The 18,674-nt window shown below is 53.2% G+C and carries 16 protein-coding genes and 2 pseudogenes; 7 read left to right on the top strand and 11 right to left on the bottom strand.

The genetic code is table 11. The features are described 5' to 3' along the window. Window positions 1–94: 94 nt before the first annotated feature. The 3 genes and pseudogenes from AC2FIO_RS00090 to AC2FIO_RS00080 all read right to left on the bottom strand — a co-directional run bounded on the left by AC2FIO_RS00090 (window position 95) and on the right by AC2FIO_RS00080 (window position 2,995). Entirely contained in the window at window positions 95–1,441 is a 1,347-nt protein-coding gene (locus AC2FIO_RS00090; RefSeq protein ID WP_496695637.1) for a substrate-binding protein, read from the bottom strand. A 228-nt stretch (window positions 1,442–1,669) separates the two neighbouring features. Continuing rightward, a pseudogene (locus AC2FIO_RS00085) lies at window positions 1,670–2,298 on the bottom strand (IS6 family transposase); the annotation flags it as partial. A 73-nt stretch (window positions 2,299–2,371) separates the two neighbouring features. Continuing rightward, entirely contained in the window at window positions 2,372–2,995 is a 624-nt protein-coding gene (locus AC2FIO_RS00080; RefSeq protein ID WP_496694896.1) for a TetR/AcrR family transcriptional regulator, read from the bottom strand. Window positions 2,996–3,090: 95 nt separating this feature from the next. Between AC2FIO_RS00080 and AC2FIO_RS00075 the strand changes: the two genes are divergently transcribed. The 4 genes from AC2FIO_RS00075 (at window position 3,091) to AC2FIO_RS00060 (ending at window position 6,050) form a co-directional block, all read left to right on the top strand. Then, on the top strand, window positions 3,091–3,957 hold the full coding sequence (locus AC2FIO_RS00075) for an MBL fold metallo-hydrolase (protein WP_496694894.1): 867 nt from the start codon (window positions 3,091–3,093) through the stop codon (window positions 3,955–3,957). A gap of 64 nt (window positions 3,958–4,021) precedes the next feature. After that, window positions 4,022–4,360, top strand: a complete 339-nt coding sequence (locus AC2FIO_RS00070) for a DUF1330 domain-containing protein (protein WP_496694892.1) — start codon at window positions 4,022–4,024, stop codon at window positions 4,358–4,360. 139 nt (window positions 4,361–4,499) lie between these two features. Next, window positions 4,500–4,847 carry a cupin domain-containing protein gene (locus AC2FIO_RS00065; protein ID WP_496694890.1) on the top strand — a complete coding sequence of 116 codons (348 nt, stop codon included), beginning with the start codon at window positions 4,500–4,502 and terminating at the stop codon, window positions 4,845–4,847. Between the two features lie 411 nt (window positions 4,848–5,258). Beyond that, the gene (locus tag AC2FIO_RS00060; protein ID WP_496694888.1) at window positions 5,259–6,050 is read left to right on the top strand and encodes an inositol monophosphatase family protein; all 792 of its coding nucleotides are present in this window, start codon (window positions 5,259–5,261) and stop codon (window positions 6,048–6,050) included. Between the two features lie 6 nt (window positions 6,051–6,056). Here the strand turns inward: AC2FIO_RS00060 and AC2FIO_RS00055 are convergent, their stop codons facing one another. The 6 genes and pseudogenes from AC2FIO_RS00055 to AC2FIO_RS00030 form a co-directional block, all read right to left on the bottom strand. Next, window positions 6,057–6,623, bottom strand: a complete 567-nt coding sequence (locus AC2FIO_RS00055) for a histidine phosphatase family protein (RefSeq protein WP_496694887.1) — start codon at window positions 6,621–6,623, stop codon at window positions 6,057–6,059. A gap of 1 nt (window position 6,624) precedes the next feature. After that, window positions 6,625–7,698, bottom strand: a complete 1,074-nt coding sequence (locus AC2FIO_RS00050) for an ABC transporter ATP-binding protein (protein WP_496694885.1) — start codon at window positions 7,696–7,698, stop codon at window positions 6,625–6,627. Then, window positions 7,695–9,911 (bottom strand): ABC transporter permease, encoded by a 2,217-nt coding sequence (locus tag AC2FIO_RS00045; RefSeq protein ID WP_496694884.1) that lies wholly within the window; start codon window positions 9,909–9,911, stop codon window positions 7,695–7,697. Before AC2FIO_RS00045 ends, AC2FIO_RS00050 begins: the two co-directional genes overlap by 4 nt. Then, entirely contained in the window at window positions 9,912–10,937 is a 1,026-nt protein-coding gene (locus tag AC2FIO_RS00040) for an ABC transporter substrate-binding protein (RefSeq protein WP_496694882.1), read from the bottom strand. A 573-nt stretch (window positions 10,938–11,510) separates the two neighbouring features. Then, a pseudogene (locus tag AC2FIO_RS00035) lies at window positions 11,511–11,651 on the bottom strand (IS6 family transposase); the annotation flags it as partial. 133 nt (window positions 11,652–11,784) lie between these two features. Continuing rightward, the gene (locus tag AC2FIO_RS00030; protein WP_282150813.1) at window positions 11,785–12,660 is read right to left on the bottom strand and encodes a 1-acyl-sn-glycerol-3-phosphate acyltransferase; all 876 of its coding nucleotides are present in this window, start codon (window positions 12,658–12,660) and stop codon (window positions 11,785–11,787) included. A 219-nt stretch (window positions 12,661–12,879) separates the two neighbouring features. Here AC2FIO_RS00030 and AC2FIO_RS00025 point away from each other — a divergent pair, with 219 nt between their 5' ends. Continuing rightward, complete coding sequence (locus AC2FIO_RS00025; RefSeq protein WP_496694880.1) at window positions 12,880–13,710, top strand: N-acyl homoserine lactonase family protein; 831 nt, start codon at window positions 12,880–12,882, stop codon at window positions 13,708–13,710. A 19-nt stretch (window positions 13,711–13,729) separates the two neighbouring features. On the opposite strand, the gene AC2FIO_RS00020 is transcribed toward AC2FIO_RS00025, so the two are convergent. Beyond that, entirely contained in the window at window positions 13,730–15,403 is a 1,674-nt protein-coding gene (locus AC2FIO_RS00020; protein ID WP_496694878.1) for an acetolactate synthase large subunit, read from the bottom strand. Between the two features lie 1,160 nt (window positions 15,404–16,563). Between AC2FIO_RS00020 and AC2FIO_RS00015 the strand changes: the two genes are divergently transcribed. Next, entirely contained in the window at window positions 16,564–16,791 is a 228-nt protein-coding gene (locus tag AC2FIO_RS00015; protein WP_496694876.1) for a hypothetical protein, read from the top strand. 174 nt (window positions 16,792–16,965) lie between these two features. On the opposite strand, the gene htpX is transcribed toward AC2FIO_RS00015, so the two are convergent. Continuing rightward, the gene (gene htpX, locus AC2FIO_RS00010; protein ID WP_496694874.1) at window positions 16,966–17,871 is read right to left on the bottom strand and encodes a zinc metalloprotease HtpX; all 906 of its coding nucleotides are present in this window, start codon (window positions 17,869–17,871) and stop codon (window positions 16,966–16,968) included. Between the two features lie 276 nt (window positions 17,872–18,147). On the opposite strand from htpX, the gene AC2FIO_RS00005 reads away from it, so the two are divergent. Then, the gene (locus AC2FIO_RS00005) at window positions 18,148–18,567 is read left to right on the top strand and encodes a hypothetical protein (protein WP_496694873.1); all 420 of its coding nucleotides are present in this window, start codon (window positions 18,148–18,150) and stop codon (window positions 18,565–18,567) included. Window positions 18,568–18,674 lie beyond the last annotated feature (107 nt).

Raw genomic sequence — 18,674 nt, 5'->3', positions numbered from 1 at the left:
GTCAGTGTGGATTGAGTGGTTGGGACCAGGCCCATAGGCCTGGCCGTAAGTCGTCTGACCGCCGAGAACGACGGTCAGACATTCGCCAAAAGGCTTACGCGCCCGGATTGCACTTGCCCAGTTCGCCACCGGCGAACATTGGGTGCTCGGGATCGTACTCGACCTGCGAACGCGGCGTGATCTCGACGATTTCAAGCGTGTCATACGCGTTGGTCGGGTTCTCGTTGCCACGTACAACCAGCACGTCCTTGAAGCACTGGTGATCGGCACCGCGATACCAGGTGGGACCATTGCCCAGCCCGTCGAACTCAAAGTCTTCCAGAGCTTCGGCAACACCACAGGGATTGAAGGTGCCCGCACGCTCGCACGCATCCGCATAAAGCAGCACTTGTGCATAACAGGTCTGTGCGGAGTTGGACGGCGGCTTGCCGTATTTCTCACCAAAGGACTTCACGAAGGCCTTTGTGCCCTCATCCTGCAGCTGCCAGTTCCAGTTCATCGACCCCAGAACACCCTTGATGTTCTCGCCCGCACCAGCGGCCATCAGCTCGGAATACAGTGGCACGACGATCTTGAAGTCCTTGCCGTTTGCAACCTTGTCGAGCAGACCGAACTGGATCGCGTTGGTCAGCGAGTTCACCATGTTGCCGCCATAGTGGTTTAGAACCAGCACGTCCGCGCCAGAGTTCAGAACCGGCGCGATGTAGGACGAAAAGTCCGTGGACGCCAGCGGTGTTTTGACCGTGTTGACCGTCTCCCAACCCAGGGCTTCGGTCGAGGCAACGATCGACTCTTCCTGGGTCCAGCCCCAGTTGTAGTCGGCCGTCAGGTGATAGGCGCGACGTTCTTTACCCATCTCAGCCGCCAGCACCGGTGCCAGAGCGGCACCCGACATGTAGGCATTGAAGAAGTGACGGAAACCGTTGGCCTTCTTGTCCTTGCCCGTGGTGTCGTTTGCATGTGTCAGACCGGCCATGAAAATGACGCCCGCCTCTTGGCACAGGCCCTGAACCGCAACGGCCACGCCCGAGGACGAACCACCATTGATCATGATTGCGCCGTCTTTTTCGATCATCGACTTGGCCGATGCGCGGGCTGCATCCGACTTGGTCTGAGTGTCGCCGGTGACGAACCCAACCTTCTTGCCGAGGATACCGTTCCCCTGCAGCGCCTTCGACGAGAATGTGTTCAGACAACCACCGTCGCCTTCGCCGTTCAGATGTTCGACCGCAAGCTGCTGCGCCAGCAATTCGTCATTGCCTTCGTCGGCATAAGGTCCGGTTTGCGGAACATTGAAGCCCAGAGTGACAGACGCCCCTGTCGGCTCATTGGTAAAGGCAGCGGCCGACGAAGCCGTAAAGATCGTAGGCAGGGCCAGACCGGTACCTGCAACGGCACCGGACTTTAGCACGCCGCGGCGCGTGACATTATTCTTAGTCATGTATTCCTCCCATTTCCATTTTCCGTCCTTTGGCTCCTCTTCCAGCAGACGAAAGCGCACTTTTGTGCATTCCAATAATGGAAATCGGACTGAAAATTTCTCAATAAATTACTAGTATTGAAACAAAATTTTGTAAATTTGTTCACGAAATTTTTGAATTTTTGTAAAGAAAGTGACAGCCAGCCTTGCCCCGGCATGGTGCTGCTAGTCAAATTTGAACCAGTCTCAGCTGGTTAGAGATCTCTCCTGGTTGAAATAGTTGTAGACAAAGGAATCGACGGAGGCGAATTTCTGCAAACTTCGCGCGCGCCTGAAACGTTGCACGGCGCGTTCGCGTCGTCGAAACGGGAGGTTCGACGAAGTTGTTGAGCCACCTTCCCGTCTGTTGTTTTTCAAGCGCGTTCATTTCTCTGAGCGCAGCCTTGTAGGAAACGATCCGTGAAGATCTCTTCCGCTTTACAGTGGCGCTGCATAAAATTCTTGAGGAATTTCAATGCCGCCTGCTTGTTTCGGCGTTTAGTAGCGACTGCTTCCAGCACTTCGCCCTCATGATCTAAGGCCCGCCAGAGGTAACGTCTTTTGCGATTCACTTTCATAAAAACCTCATCCACATGCCACTTCCATTTCGAGAATGCACGCAGTTACCGGACTCGCTTCTGTCTAATCTCAGCAGCAAACATCGGGCCAAACCTGTTCCACCAATATCGGACGGTTTCGTGGCTCACCTCAATTCCTCGTTCGTGCAATAGGTCTTCCACGTTTCGAAGCGAAAGCGGAAACCGAATGTAAAGCATCACTGGAAGACGAATGACCTCTGAACTGGTTTTGAAGTATTTGAATGGCGATTTCTTAATCATGCGTGATGGCTACGAGAGCACCCTGCCCGCCTCAACCCAAGTTCTTTTGACGGGACCCAATCGGGGCTTCTCTTCAGTATTGTGACTGCAACCCGAGCATGAACGCGGAAACCATGTCTGATATCTCGATCTCGCGGTCTTCGTCTACTTCTTTTCCGTTCAGCCATGTAACGCTCAGAAAAACCAAGATCATCGAGCGGCGGGCAATTGCGATTTGCCCCAGCTTTTTGCGCCCCAGCGCAACCAATCCGAGATGACGGCTGATCAGTTCGGCCTCGATATCCAGCCCGTGAACAATAATGGCTTCATTTTCATCAAAGGCATCGCGAGTTGGATCGTGAGCCTTCGCGAAGTCGTCCAGTGAAAGACTCACGATTCCTTTTCTGGCCGCCAAAAAGTGCGTTGTTCGCCTATTGAGTTCCCGAATGGCGGCTTCTCCATCCAATTCTACGGGCAGATCCAACAACAATTGTTCTTCTGCCAGAGACTCACCGATGAGGGCCGTCAATAAGGCTCCCAGACCCCTGAAGTGCTTGTAGATAGACGCAGGCTCAATACCGACAAGTCGGGCAATTTCCCTTATTTTTAAACCGGATGCCCCCTTTTCTCCCGCCAGTGCCTCGGCTGCGGCGAGAATGGCGTCGCGAGTAGTGAACCCCTCGTATTCCTGTGCGATGTCTTTTGGCCGTCCCACCATAGCTTGGCGTCTTCTCCTGCGTGTTGAGGACTCCTATTGACTTCTTTGCTAACGCTGTTAGCTAAAGCGAACAACGTTAGCTTTGAGGTGCCGATATGAAACTGTCAACTTTGTGTGCCACCGCGGCAGTGATCACACTGGGAACAACAGCAAATGCTCAGACCAGCCCGATGACAGAAATCGCGGACGGTGTTTATCACTTCTTTTCCATGGGTTACTCCAGCCTGGTCGTTATTGGGGACAACGGCGTCCTCGTAACTGACCCATCTTTCACGCCACGCGCTGAAGAACTGAACGCTGAGATTGCAAAGATCACGGATAAGCCTGTTACGCATGTCGCCCTTAGCCACGAGCACTTTGACCACATTGGGGGAACCGAAGTGTTCAACGGAGCCGCGATCATCATGCAGGAGAACGGCCTCGATATTCTGAAGCTGTCGCCGCTAATGCCTATGCCAATGGTTACAACGTCGTTTGACGATACCCTTATGGTGGATCTTGGCGATCAAACCGTAGAACTCCATCACCTCGCCGTTGCAGATGGTGTTGCGACCACGGTTGCACGTGTCACTGATAGCAATGTCGTGTTTTCCGTGGACATGTACATGCCGCAGGAACTTTCCCCGCATGAGTTCAAGGAAGACACCAATTTCGTGGGCTCAGGCGTTGTTTTGAATACTCTTGTGGGTTGGAAACCGGCCTATGCGATCAACGGGCATTCAAACGGCAACAGCGTCGAAGCGCTTAAGGAAAACGCCGAGTTTCTGACCGAGTTGCAAGCAAAGGTAGAGGCCCGCTTTCAGGAAGCTTTTGCAAGCGGCAATCCGTCAGCGCCTGTTGAGCTGCTCTTTACCATCCCCGACGAAATCGAAATGCCCGAGTATTCCGATTGGAAGAACTATGACACGGCCTTCCCCGGCTACGTTCGCCGGATGGCCCTGTCCGTTTTTCATGGCGGCTAAACGGCTTTGCCCTGTGAAGGGCGGTAACAGAAGTTAATCTAAGAAACTTAAGAGGAATCCAGACATGCCATCAGGAAAAGAAGCCTATCTGATGTTCAGTTTCACAGAACAAGGAGATATGAAAAATTTTGGCGAATATGCAAAAGCTGCCAATTACGTTCTGGAAAAGTTTGAAGGCGAACTCCTCGTTATAGGTGCGCGAGATTCCTCCATATCTAAGTTTGAAGGAGACTGGCCAGAGGGCGCAGGTCTTACCATGATACGGTTTCCATCCCGCGAAATTCTGGAAGATTTCTGGAAGAGTGATGAGTATCAATCCATCATTGATCTTCGGACAGCGATACTGCCAGCCAATTTCACTATCGGGTTCTCGCACGGATGGCGTGGTGAAGTCGCCCCGTAACAGTCGCAGACACATCTTGATGAAAGCAAGAAACATGTTCAATTCAATCGCTAAGATTGCTGGCGTGGCTGGCCTTTTTGTCAGCACAGTAACTTTGTCTGTCAACGCCGAAACGGCAAAAAACTGATACAGAATTGCCTTGGAAGAGGCAGAATTCTTCCAGCCCGTCGGTGCTCCATTTGAGCTTGCCGTCTTGTGGGGCAATCCCCAGAAAGGTCCGTCGGCGGTCTTTATGAAATTCCCCCCAAGTTTCCCGGGGGCCATGCACTCGCATACCCATGGATATCACGGCCTTGTCGTATCCGGTGCAGCTAAGCACTACATTAAAGGCGAAAGTGAAGCTGAAGTGCCGCTGCAAACCCTCGGCCACTATTGGTATCAACCTGGGAGAGAGTATCATAATGACGCGTTTCCTACCGATGAACCAACAATTCTGTTGATTCAATGGGAAGGTCCAATGAACGTACATTTTGACCCGGAGGAATAGCGCCAAGGTTCAAGTGGAGGGGTATGTGCCTCTTCATACTTTTTGGAACCTTAGTTCAGACATAGGTGCGTGGTGCGGGATCGATCAAAATGAGGCTCAACGCAGACGCTGGAGCAATCTTAGCATCTATTCGACTGCCCCACTTCGCTAAGGTGTGAACGGCCCAAAGCGGACAGTCGTTACAACTTCAATCGCTGCGATGCAGCGTTCTCCAAAGAAAGCCGACGTTGGTCACGAGCAACGTGCGACTCCACAGTGTGGAAGTGAATGAGCGCTTTAATAGGGGTATTCTTTCGACAGAAACTCATTTGACGCGAAGAAAGTGGATTTTAGCCTGACAAACACTGTTTTGTTTTCCGACACGCCTTCCCTTAGATGTGGTGATGCATTCAGCAGGAAGTGAGCGGATCAATGCATAACATCATTGCAAGAAGAAACTTCGCCGTCGCGGTAGCCGAAGAGGCGGGTGCGCTTGCGCTAGAGTATTTTGCTGCCAGAGACACCTTGGTCATTGATCAAAAGGGCGCCCAGGACTGGGTCAGCGAGGCGGACCGCAACGTCGAAACCTTCATTCGTCAAAAGATTATGAACTCTTTTCCCGATGATGGGATTTATGGCGAAGAACACGCCGAAAAAGCTGGCTCCAGCGGTTTTGACTGGGTGATTGATCCGATTGATGGAACAACAAACTTCGTCAATGGCATACCGGCCTGGACGATTGTCTTAGCGGGCGTTTCAGACAGTCAGACGCAGGTCGGTGTGATTTTCGAGCCAAACGTTGGTGAAACTTACGTGGCGATCCGAGGCGAAGGTGCCACTTTGAATGGACACGCCATGCAAGTTGCCTCAAGCGTGGAACTTGCAAGTGGAACCGTCTCAATTGGTTATTCGAACCGGGTCGAAGCATCAAAGGTCATTCCGGTGATTGCGGCCCTTATCGAACGTGGCGCTCTCTATCATCGCAATGCAAGCGGTGCGCTTTCGTTGGCCTATGTCGCGGCGGGACGTCTTTTGGGGTACATTGAAGAGCACATGAACGCCTGGGATTGCCTCGCCGGTCAGTTGATGATTGCCGAAGCAGGTGGCGAGATCGAGGATCAGGACGCCGACGGGATGATCAGGGATGGTGGTCGCGTGATCGCTGGTACACCAGCCGTGTTCGAGACCTTGAAAATGATCTGCGAAGACGCTTGGAACGAATGACGCCTTTCAGGCAATCGGGCGCCACCCGAATTCGGGTTGAAGAGTTTTAATATCCGCGCGCCAGAAGTGGCCCTGCCCAGATTGATCAAACCGCCGGTCGATTTCTTTCCCTGCCAGATGGCACCAAAGCAGTGTCCCGACCGCGCCGTGGGTTACAATGGCCAGATCTCTTCCGTCGTGGTTTTTGACGATTGACAGGACTGTTTGAACGATGCGCAATTGCGCAGCATGGGCTGTTTCCCAGCCACGAAAGCTGGAATTGGGTGCCCCGAAGAAAGTGTCAGCGGCGGACTCGAATATCGAGGGAGGAAGGAATCCGGTAGTGCTTCGGTCGTTCTCTCCCAGTCCAGGATCGGATTTCGCGACCAGCCCCAAAGGCTTTGCAAGGATAGCCGCTGTCTCGGACGCTTTTTGCTCGGTGCTGGACCATATATCTGTCACGCACGACATGGTCTGACTTTGTGCAAATGTGCCGGCTCGGGCGCGGCCAATTTCACTCAAACCCCATTCGGTGACCGGTGTCTCCGGTTCGACTACGACCTCCGGGTGAGAGACGACTAAAAGCTTACCCACATCACCCTTCCGGCAACAGAACGGGGCCGCGTCCGGCAAAAGACATTTTGACATCCGAACCGATTTCCAGCGGTTCGTCCACGTCGTCCTGCACAGCAAATACCTGCCCGAAGGCACCGGCCAGAGTGTACTCCATCCGCACGCCAACATAGGTCGCCTTGGCAACTTTGGCCGGGATGCCGGTATCAGATCCAATCAAAATCCGTGACGGGCGCACGGCCAGCGTTGCTGGTCCAGGCGTTAGACCACGAGAGGGGAGCGTATGTTGATAGCCCTCGATTTCGATCGTGGCTAAACCGCCTTCAACAGAAAGGATAGTGCAATTGATCAGGTTAGCCTCACCAATGAAATCGGCCACGAACCGGTCAACCGGCGCATCATAGAGTTTACGCGGTGTTCCGATCTGAGCGATAGCAGCGTTGCGCATGACGACAATCTCGTCTGAAACGGCAAGGGCTTCTTCCTGATCGTGTGTCACATAGACGACGGTCAAACCGAGATCTTGCTGAATGGCACGGATATCTTCGCGCACTTGGCGACGCAGTTTCGCATCGAGGTTTGAGAGAGGTTCGTCAAAGAGCAAAACCTGTGGCTCCAAAACCAATGCACGAGCGACGGCAACGCGCTGTTGCTGCCCACCGGAAAGTTCGCTTGGCAAACGATTATCGAAGCCCTTCAGGCCAACCAAGTCTAACCCATGCAGCGCGCGCGATCGGGACTCGCGCTTGTCGAAGCCGGAAAAGGTCAACCCATACATGACGTTTTCTAGCACGCTCATATGAGGAAAAAGCGCGTAGGATTGGAATACCATCGACACGTCACGGTCGGTAGCGGGTAATTTGGTCACGTCTCGGTCGCCGATCAGAATTCGGCCCGAGGTCGCCATTTCCAGACCTGCGATCATGCGCAACGTCGTCGTTTTACCGCAGCCTGAGGGGCCTAAAAGCGTCACCAGTTTGCCCGCTTGGACGTGCAGATCGATGCTGTCGACGGCCACCACATCCTTGCCGAACACTTTCGAGACACCGTCGAAACGAACAGGCGCGGCCTTACTTGCTATAGTCGTTTCGGTCATGTCGTTTTCTCTGCTCCGAGTTGTGTACGTCGCCCAATCTGAACACGGCCTACGAGGATTTGTAACATCCCGACTGCCGCCAACATCACGAAGATCAGCGTTGTGGAGTATGCGATTGCAAGACCGTAATCGTTGTTCTCGACCCGACCGATAATATAGCTGGTGGCCATGTCATACTCGGCGGAAACAAGGAATATCACCGCCGAAATCGCCGTCATTGCCCGGACAAAGCTGTAGACCAGCGCAGCCAGGATTGCCGGCCGCAAAAGCGGGAGGATCACTCGCCTGAATGTCTGCCACGAGTTCGCACCAAGCGTTAGCGAGGACTCGTCGAGGGATTTGTCCAACTGCGACATCGACGCGATACCCGCGCGAACCCCAACCGGCATATTGCGGAAGATAAAGCTGACGACCAAGATAACGCCTGTGCCGGTTATCTCGATTGGGGGCACATTAAATGCCAGAATATAGCTGACGCCAATAACGGTGCCGGGAATAGCGAAAGAGAGCATCGTGCCAAACTCAAACGCATTCTTTCCCGCAAAACTTTGCCGCGTTAGCAGATAGGCGGTGACCAACCCCACGGCGGCCGTCAGAGGCGCGGCAATGCCGGCGATGGTGATTGTGGTCCAGAAACTGTCCCAGGCGGCTCCGGTCCAGCGAATACCCTCTTCCTCGAAGCGGACCGAAAAGGCAGTGACGTAGTGCTTGAACGTCAGCGAGTTATCGACGCCCCACAGTTCGACAATACTTCCGTAGATGATCATCCCGTAAACCACAGCAGTGAAAACCGCCCAGGCAACTGCAATGCCCAGAACCGGTATGGCAAGGCCCCTTGGCATCAAGGGATGTACACCCGCGTCGCCTTTGCCGGAAACGGTGGTATAGCTCTTTTTCCCCAACCACGCGCGCTGCGCATAGAAGGCAGAAAGTGTGAAGAACAAGAGCACCATGGCTAGAACAGCAGCCCGGCCCTGATCGTACTGCGCACCGACGATGGCAAAAAATATCTCAGTCGAAAGCACATCGAAGTTTCCGCCCAAGACAAGTGGGTTGCCAAAATCGGCCATAGATTCGATGAACCCCAGCAAAAAAGCATTAGCCAGGCCCGGTCGCATCAGAGGCAGGGACACGGTTTTGAAGGTTTGCCAACGATTGGCTCGAAGGGTTTGGGCGGCCTCCTCCATCGATGGTGACACCCCTTCTACCACCCCGATCAAGACCAGAAAGGCGATTGGCGTAAATGCCAGCGTCTGAGCGATCAGCACCCCGGGCATGCCATATAGCCAGCGCGTCGGCTGCACGCCAAAGATCTCGGCAACAAATCTGGTGACCGACCCGGAAAGCCCAAACAACAGGATCAGTGCCAGACCAATCACGAAAGGCGGCGTAATAATCGGCAAGACTGTCAACGCGCGCATCCCGCGTTTAAAGCGGAATCCCGACCGTGTGACGACAAGCGCAAAACAAAGGCCAAGCACGGTCGTGATGAAACCCACAAGAATTGCAAGAAACAGAGAGTTCCACGCGGCACCGCATTTGGCACCGGCAAAACAACCCAAGCCCCAAAGTCGGTCATCAAAGAACTTCGAGGCAAAAACCGAAACTGAATAGGCACCGTCTTCAGTAACGAAGGCGGCAAACAACATCTTCGCAATTGGAAAGAAGACGAAAACTGTAACAATGGTGATTACGCCACCAATAGCGCTGACGACGAAAACGTCGCCATTGATGGCGCCGCGCGCCGCAATACCCTGAGTTAAAAGGAACAGGAACGCTGTGGCGCAGATCATCGCGCCGTATCCCATGCCGAACTGGCGGATCTTCGGTTCTCCGAACAGCGCCTTCATCCAGTCGAAATTGAACCCGCGAATGCCAATTGAGAACCCTTGCGCAATCAGCCAGCCAAAACCCAAGGCACCAGCCAAAATCAGGATGCGCGCGTATTGCGGATCGGACTTCGGTTTGCCGAGTACCAACAAAGGCAACGCAAGCGGGACCAAAAGCGGCGTAAGCCACAGCTTTTCGCCTTGTCCGACCAGAAAAGCGGCGGGCGCATAATCTTCATCGAACGGATATCCATCGACCAGCCATACGAATGACCAAATGCCATCCTCTACCATGAACCATGGCAGCAGGCAGAAACCAATCCACCCGGCAGCAATCCAGAAGATTAGAACCGGGTGGTTCGTTTTTGACGTGGTTTCAGTCACTTACTGAGGCAGCACAGAGACCTCTTCGTCCCATTTCTGCAAAAGACGCTTGCGTTCATCTGACGAGCCATACTTTTTGAAGTCATAGTCGATCAGCTTGATCTGGCTCATGTCAGGTGCGCTTTCCGAGGTTTCCGCATTTTTGTTGGACGGAACCTGGAAGGCGTTAACCTCAAGCGCAAGGTTCTGGGCCTCGGGGCTGAGCGCCCAGTCATAGAACTTTTTGGCTTCTTCTTCATTTCGAGCGCCGTCAATGATCGACATCGAGCCGATCTCATAGCCTGTGCCTTCGCATGGGGCCACGACCTTGACCGGAAAACCTGATACGGCCTGCTTGACCGCATCATGCATGAAGACGATACCGATGGTGTTCTCACCCCGACCGGCGGCCTTGATTGGGGCTGAACCCGACTTGGTGTATTGGTTGATGTTCGAATGTAGGCCCTTCATGAACTCAAAGCCGTCGTCTTCGCCAAATATCTGAACCATCGAGGCAAGCGTCGTATAAGCGGTGCCCGAGGAATTCGGGTTCGCCATTTGCACGTGCCCTTTATACTCGGGCTTCAGCAAGTCTTTCCAACATGCGGGCTCAGGCAGGCTGTTCGCGGCCAAGAGGTCGGAGTTGTAGCCGTAGCCGAGTGCGCCTGAATAAATTCCGATGGTTTTGTTACCTGCACTTTCTGCCTGCGAGATCGCCCAGTCGTGAAGCTGGTCACGCATCGGCGACACGTATTCCATCGTCAGGCCTTCTTCGGCAGCTTGCAAATGGGGATCACCGGTACCGCCCCACCATACATCGCCTTTAGGGTTAGAACTTTCCGCACGAATTTGTGCAAACGTCTCGCCCGACGACTTGCGGGTCATATTGACGTCTATGCCGGTGGCATCCTCGAAACTGCGCGCCATGAGTTGACACCAATCTTCCTGTGCCGAGCAGTAAAACGTCAGCTTCTCAGCTTGGGCCGCACTTACCGAAGCCGCAAATGCTATCAGCGATCCCGCCAGCGTTATCGTCAGATTTTTCAATTTCTTTCCTCCCCTATGTGTCGTGCCGAAATTCCCAGCGCGATACTCGTCAATTCGTCGTTAGGGGCGGTCGCTCAAAGTCGCTAGTGGATCTAATTGCGTTGGCCAAATCAATATCCGACCAGCCTCCCAATGACAGAAACAATCTCAACACCGTCCTGTTAGTTCTGCAAGGAAATTCCACGAGTACCATTTTTCTTGCGCCGCCAGCTTTTTGATCACCAAGCCAGTTTACAGCACCAAGTAAGAAGATCGGGAGTGTATTTTGATGCCGCATTGTTTAGATGGCCTTTTGCTGAAGCGACCTTTCTCTCCAATGTAGAGCAATCATCGTATTGCGAATTTAAGGTCTGGCTTTCGCCTGCAATCTGAGTCCCCGTGCGGCTGCTGCGAACTTCCGCTCTCCGCCCATTCTTCCGAAGACATTTTTAGTAGCGGCCGGCCCTTTCCTGATCTCGGCACATATAGATCAGGGGACAACCGTGACCAGAGGGACACTTCCCAATTTCGATGTCGAATGGGTGCTGTCAGACAAATTCGAACCAGTCTCAGCTAAGCCAGTATAGCTGTCCTTTACGCCGCACTAAGTTCGCGCCACTCGGCGAAGGCGGTGGTGCGTGTCAGCTTGAGTGTATCTCTGCTGGCAAGCGATCTTTCCTGGTTGAAGTTGTTTTAGATGGAGGAATGAACGGAAGCGAATTTCGGTATTGGTTTCGAAACCTGAACCAAGGCATATCCTACCAGCTCAGTTTTAGTCTTAGGCTAAAACTAACGCGCGACCTAACTCTCAATGACACCCACAACCCAGGGTGCTGACCGATCTTTTCTTTCGCCCTGCTGTAGCGCCCTAGGATTTGTAAAGACCAGGAACCAATCCTTCTGATAGCTCTTTCAGAAGGTCCGGTGCTGTTCCCGCAGGCTGTATTGAGCCGTAATACACATTGTAGGTTCCACCCAGTTTGGCAATCAGCTCTGACACGTACCTTAAGGATGCCACCCTGCGTCCGAACTCGTCGTTTCCCCCACCGAGTAGCGCAGCCAATCGTCGAGTTCGGTAGTAGTGCCGCGAATTACGCATGTTCGCCGAGGCCGGAACAATCGGCGCTCCACTTTCTGCGGATACACGAGTAACCCCGGTTCGCCATTGCGGCTCAATCAGAAGCCCGTCTTTCAACGTTGGCACGCGGCCCGAGCCGAAAACCAGTAACGCACCCTCCTGTTCCAAATGTGCCAACATGCCGGCCCGAGTTTGGCGCGCTGTCAGCACCTTGTCCTGTCGGTCCAAGTCCACCGGTACGATCAAATCGCGCCCAAGAAACCGCTCGGCCTCGCGACCGGCGACGACTTTCAAGTCTGAACGGTGGTCAAGCAGAGCTCCCGCATGTGCCAAAAAATCGAAAGTGCCGATTGGATGTGTCGATCCAATGATGACGGGGCCGCTGGCTGGAATGTTTTCAAGACCGTGGGCTTTGACAACAGTTCCCCCATTCATCGCAAGCACCGCTCGTACCAAGTCGTGCCCAGTACGTTCATCCAGTTCCAACAGAATTCGTTCGGTTTCGTTCAATGCAAAAAACGCTTGGCCGGTCGTGGTGCGACTGATCCAGTCAACACCCTTCATTAACTGGCATAGCGCCCTTAGCCTCAGGTCGGCGCCAACCGGAATGCGCAGTCGAGCGCGCAATAATTCATCCAGCGGATCGTGTTTCTTGTCGTTGGTCAATACCGTTGCCCCGTCGTTACCGCAAAGCTAGCACGCATTACCAACAACGGCACACGGCCAAGAGAACACTTTTGAATCTTTCTGTGGTACTAAATGTGGGTTGGCTAGATTGACTACCCAGGGAGGCACCCCGCCATCCATTTGGTATCGTAATTGCGTATGTGCACTGACTTTCGAACTGTGCGTCAAGTTCTTGCCTGACAACGGAGGAGAGACCGAGTGCAAGCTGAAGGTTTTATCAAAGGTCGTCCGGTGAGCCTTGCCGTGTTGGATTACGGTTTGTTCAAAGTTCACTCCAACGGTCGCATAATCGGCATTTCGGGTTTTGCTATCCAGACGGATGAAAATGAAACGATCCTTGTCGACACTGGCCTCCCGGAAAAATACGCTAAGAATGCCCAATCTGCTTCTGAAGAAGATCGATTGGATGAGTTTGGCGAGGTGCTTGAGTGCACACCAGACAACCTGCCTGCAGCACAGTTGGCAAAGCTGGGGTTAACCTCTGAAGATGTCACACTTCATGTTTGCACGCATACCCACATCGACCACGTGGGCGGGTTGCATGCATTTCCAGAGGCGCCGATCCTGATCTCTGCCAAGGAACGCAAACTCGCCAAGCCGCTGTACTGGGGTAACGCGCAACCATTAGACTGGCCAGAGTGCGGTTATATACTGCTTGAAAGCGATGTGCGCGTTGGTCCGGGGCTGACAGTGTTGGAAGCGCCGGGTCATTCGCCGGGGCAAATCGCACTGTTGGTTGAACTGCCATCACGAGCGGTGATGTTGACCAGCGACGCGATTTCAAGAGTGGAGGAATTTGACGAAAAGTTCGTGGGGGCTTGGAACGAGGCCGCGGCAAATGCCAGCGCAGAACGCTTGATGAAACTGGCCGCAGAGAAAGACGCGTTCGTGATTTACGGTCATTGCCCGAAACAATGGCCCAGCCTACGAAAAGCTCCAGAGACTTACAGTCTGAGCTTCACTAACCGACGATGTAAAGAAGCGAGTGGTCACATGCCGCCCTGCCCACCTCAAGCCACGTTGCACTGACCAACCTTGGAAAAACGGATCAGATTAAACAGACTTTTTCGGCCAGTTCATCGATCAGTACCCGTTGGTTTTCGCTGTAATCGACAGGAACATCGATCAAATGGACGCCACCTGCTGCAAACGCTTGCTCAAAGGTGGATACCAGATCCTCAGTTCTCTCTACCCGGTGACCGGTCGCACCATAGCTACTGGCATATTGCACAAAATCAGGGTTTTTGAACTCCAGCCCCCAGTCTTCAAACCCGGCGTGAGACTGCTTCCAGCGGATCATCCCGTACGAGCTGTCGTTCAGCACGGTCACAACCAGATTGAGCCCTAGTCGAACAGCGGTCTCAACCTCCTGACTATTCATCATAAAGCCGCCGTCGCCACATATCGCCATGACGCGACGGTCAGGATAGAGTTTGGCCGCCATCATGGCTGAGGGAAGGCCGGCTCCCATCGTGGCCAGTGCGTTATCCAGCAGGACTGTATTGGGCTGGTAGGCCTGATAATTTCGCGCGTACCATATTTTATAGATGCCATTGTCCAATGCGATGATATCGCAGTCACGCATGACTTTGCGCGTATCGGCAACAAAGCGCTGCGGGATCACTGGAAAACGCGGATCATCTGCTCCTGCCGAGATGTGCATATCGGTTTCCTGTTTGACCCGCTCAAAGTAGCTGCGATCAAACTCCAAGGGGCCATCAAGCTTCTTTCCCAGCCGCTCGATGGATTGAGCCAGATCGCCGACAACCTCGACCTGCGGGAAATAGACTTGGTCAACCTGCGCGGCCTTGTAATTCACATGGATCACTTTGGTTCCACCTTCTTTCATGAAGAAGGGCGGTTTTTCCACCACGTCATGACCCACGTTGATAATCAGATCGGCCCGCTCGATGGCGCAATGTAGGTAATCACCGTCGGAGAGAGCGGCCGTTCCCAAAAACAAATCTGAGCGCTCGTCCACAACGCCTTTGCCCATCTGTGTGTCAAAGAACGGAATCTGCGTGTCATTCACAAACTGGCTGAGTGCGCTGCGAGCATGCTTTCGATTGGCTCCCGCCCCCAACAAAAGCAAAGGCATTTTAGCCGAGCGGATCATCTCAGCCGCCTCATTCAGAACTGTGTCACCAGCCACGGCGTAGTAGCGCGGATGAGGTTGCAGGACCGGCTCGGTGGTATCTTCGGCCGCTATATCCTCGGGAAGTTCCAACAGAACGGCACCGGGACGTTCCTCTTGCGCGACGCGAAACGCTTCGCGGATTAACGAGGGGATGGTGTTGCCATGCACAATCTGCTTGGACATCTTGCAAATCGGGTCGAACAATCCCACCACATCAATGATCTGAAACTGGCCCTGCTTCGATTTTTTGATCGGCTTTTGGCCCGTGATCATAACCAGCGGCATTCCACCCAAATGCGCATAGGCGGCGGGTGTGGCAAAATTTGTGGCACCGGGGCCCAGTGTTGCCATGCAGACGCCGGCTTTTCCTGTCAAACGCCCACATGTCGCCGCCATGAACGCTGCGCCCTGTTCGTGACGGGTCAGGACAAGCTCAATCTTGGACGTTCTCAAAGACTCCAGCACATCCAGGTTTTCCTCACCTGGGACGGCGAAAATATACTCAACGCCCTCCGCCTCGAGCGCTGCGACCAGCAAATCCGAGGCTTTGGTGAAAGACGACGCGGTTTGGTCAAAAGCAGACATGTGCTCTCCTGATATCACGGTGGATCCGTCGGTTTGACCTGACATGCAGGTGGAAATCTAACCCTTCCGATTTAGGGACGGGCCGCTCAGTTTTCAGTAGTTTGCAACTATTGGGTTTCGAAATCAGCGCATCTATCGATACCCATCGGCCATATTCCAATACAACACGCGTGCGACAGAGGTTCAACAGGCACCATGGCTGACAGTGTCGCGGTGCGAGCAGGCCAACCGTGTCCGTCCCGCGTTCAGCCAAACGCTCTAAACAATCCTTCCAACTCAACTTGTCCAACTTCCACAAGAATTTGACCAGGTGCCAAAAGAAACAAAACGCTTGCTCACCAAATTCAGGGGCACAAGCGGCCAATTGAACCGCCGTAACATCAACAAAACTCGGGGCCATGATGCCATCTCGTCCAAACAAACTGTCAGCACAGTTCGGTCAGGTTTCTCCGGCCGGGCTTGTTCCTATCCATCAACAAGAACGCGGTAACTTTTTGACTTCGCGCTCTTTGCCTGAAACATTCACCGGACTTCTTGCCGCGGGGTTCGTCACTTTCATCCTGTTGCCTCTCATCTCGGCCGCCGCACGCTCTGTCTCGGGTGACCTGGCCTTTCCAGTGGACTTAGTCTTCGCTCTCGGCATTTTTGGGGCAATAGCTGCCTTCGTGCTCAAAGGACAGACGCCACGAGCCTTGCTCGGTCGCGGTTTGATTTGCCTTGGGACGGCACTCATCGTTACGCCTGTGGGCCTGTCTGTTCTATTCGCGTTTTACCTTTATGACTGGTTGGAAATCGTGACAGGAACGGCTGTTCAGCAGCCCGGAAACATCGCCGCATCCCTGTTTGGCGGCGTCTTCTTTGCCAATGCTCTCGTCTTGGGATTGGCCTTGGGAAGTGTATCCTTGCTAATTGGGCGCACGCTCATACACGGGCGCTCAAAACCACCTCTCCCACCTTATGAACTTCAATCAGCGGCCCAACCGCTTTGCGATCGGTCATTATGAAACCGCATACCCAAAACCTCGTTCACAGCGACAATCAGGAGTTCGGAACGATGGTTTCAGTTCATATGATTTTTGTCGCGCCGGACGAAGCTCGCTCGACTGTCTTAGAACTGTTGACCCACCCAGAAGGCGTTGAAATTGTTGCGTGCCTACAATTTGAAAACAGCAAAGCAAGTCCTTGACCGCACGCAACCGGAATTGCTTCTGGTCGACGTTGTGCTTCAGGGCATGCGCAGCGCTGACGTTACTTCATACACGTCAACAACCCTTCCGGACTTCTGGATATTCGCGCTTATCCGAGACCGTGTGTATACCGAAACGATGCCAGTGGTGGATCGCTTTCCCACTTATGGTCAATCCTCCCAGCCGGACAGCATCGCCTGAACGTTCCTTCAGATCAAAAAAACGCCCTGTGACATCAAGGGAAAAAATCGAGGCCGGTTTTGAATTACGTCAAAGGAGAGCGTTTGTTTGTGGCGAAGGCTAGGAAAAGCCCTGTCCGCTTAAAGATGACTTCTTCTGACAAGGCCCACTAGAAACAGTTCCTGCATGCGACCTTCACCCCCAAGGGCCAGTCCTGGATGATGGTTTAGTGCTTCGAGTGTTGCTGCTTTCGTCGGCTGCGTTCGACTGCTGGGCTAGCATTCGCAACGCAGCTATCCGATTTGCCGTCGACGGGTGAGTTGAAAACAGCTTGTCACGTGAGTGCGCATGAAGTGGATTGATGATGAACATATGTGCGGTCGCTGGATTTCGCTCGGCAGCATCGTTGTCGATGCTTGCAGCGCCTTGCTGAATACCTTCGAGGGCAGACGCCAATGCCAGAGGTCGACCGCAAATCTCGGCGCCGACGCGATCGGCGGCGTATTCTCTTGTCCGACTAATGGCCATTTGGACCAAACCCGCAGCCAAAGGAGCCAAGATCATCAGCGCAATGGTCCCCACTAGACCAACGGCACTATCCCGTCTTCCACCAAAGAACAGTGCGAAGTTTGCTAGCATCGTAATTGCACCCGCGAACGTGGCAGTTACGGTCATAATCGCAGTGTCATGGTTCTTGATATGTGCAAGTTCGTGCGCGACAACTCCCGCCAGTTCATCCCTTGTGAGGGTCTGTAGCAACCCCGTAGTGACGGCAACGGCAGCGTTGTTGGGATTGCGCCCAGTAGCAAATGCATTGGGCTGGGGTGTTTCAATCAAATACACAGCGGGCTTTGGCATGCCCGCGTTCTTTGCAAGATCCCCGACCATTTGGGACAACCCCGTATGGTCACCAGATGAAACTGGCCTTGCGTTGTGCAAACGAAGGACCATTTTGTCTGAGTTCCACCATGTAAACAGGTTCATGCCTGCTGCCAGCACCAATGCGAACAGCATGCCGCCCGCTCCTGCCAGAAGGTATCCCAACCCCATGAACAAGGCCGTCATTGCGGCCATCAATAATGCAGTCTTCGTATAACCCATTCGATGCAGACCTCTACGCGGCTCATACATGATGTGTGATCAATACGTTCATGTTGCAATGATTGTCGCCCCGATCTGCGGCATTGTGGACTTTCACGCTGAGCAGATGGCGATTTCCCCTCGAACTGAATTTTAAATAAATTATTAAAATTCAATAACGTGAGCCTGCGCCCTCACTAAAGAGCGTATTACAGTGTGTGAACAATCTTACTTTCAAGAAGTTGGGTTTCTGACAGTATAGACCTGTGTGTTTCAACAAGTGTTGTTGGTTAGAAGATGTATTTTGCCAAATTCGAAGAACCGTTTTGCGCGGTCGATGACATCCGCAAAGATGAGTTTGCCCGGAAATATCCGTTGCTGGACAATGGGTCTGTACATGCGCAGTGGAAGAAAGGTTCCTGGCAAATCACGCGAATAGGTGAGATCTGGAAGAGGACCGGAAAGGTTTTTTCTGTCCTATATGAAGGCATCGACGCGTACCCATCTTTTCAGTTCGCAGAAGACGGAACTCCGCTTCCCTTGATTGAAACTGTGTTAAAGGCGCTGCCGGCCGATATGACGCCCTGGCAACGAGCTTTTTGGATGACCTCCCCTAAGGCTGAACTTGGAGGAGGCAATCCCGCGAACTCCATTCAAACTGACGATAACCGTGTGGTCGACGTGGCAAGTAAATTCGGTGAATATTTTCTCAACTAAATGAGTTCCCAACAAGGAAATTCGACTACAGGTGGGATTTCTTGCCGATCTATTGCCGTCCATAGCAACAGAGCCACAATGCTTTTCGAACAAAACTTCAGATTGGC

The sequence above is a fragment of the Ruegeria sp. CDSB086 genome (assembly GCF_059611065.1).
This window is presented reverse-complemented; position numbering and strand designations above follow the sequence as displayed.

What these genes read in the sequence shown, in the direction of transcription:
- AC2FIO_RS00075 (WP_496694894.1), top strand. Translation starts at nt 3,091, where the DNA reads ATGAAACTGTCAACTTTGTGTGCCACCGCGGCAGTGATCACACTGGGA.
- AC2FIO_RS00050 (WP_496694885.1), bottom strand. Translation starts at nt 7,698, where the DNA reads ATGACCGAAACGACTATAGCAAGTAAGGCCGCGCCTGTTCGTTTCGAC.
- AC2FIO_RS00090 (WP_496695637.1), bottom strand. Translation starts at nt 1,441, where the DNA reads ATGACTAAGAATAATGTCACGCGCCGCGGCGTGCTAAAGTCCGGTGCC.
- AC2FIO_RS00005 (WP_496694873.1), top strand. Translation starts at nt 18,148, where the DNA reads ATGTATTTTGCCAAATTCGAAGAACCGTTTTGCGCGGTCGATGACATC.
- AC2FIO_RS00060 (WP_496694888.1), top strand. Translation starts at nt 5,259, where the DNA reads ATGCATAACATCATTGCAAGAAGAAACTTCGCCGTCGCGGTAGCCGAA.
- AC2FIO_RS00080 (WP_496694896.1), bottom strand. Translation starts at nt 2,995, where the DNA reads ATGGTGGGACGGCCAAAAGACATCGCACAGGAATACGAGGGGTTCACT.
- htpX (WP_496694874.1), bottom strand. Translation starts at nt 17,871, where the DNA reads ATGGGTTATACGAAGACTGCATTATTGATGGCCGCAATGACGGCCTTG.
- AC2FIO_RS00070 (WP_496694892.1), top strand. Translation starts at nt 4,022, where the DNA reads ATGCCATCAGGAAAAGAAGCCTATCTGATGTTCAGTTTCACAGAACAA.
- AC2FIO_RS00020 (WP_496694878.1), bottom strand. Translation starts at nt 15,403, where the DNA reads ATGTCTGCTTTTGACCAAACCGCGTCGTCTTTCACCAAAGCCTCGGAT.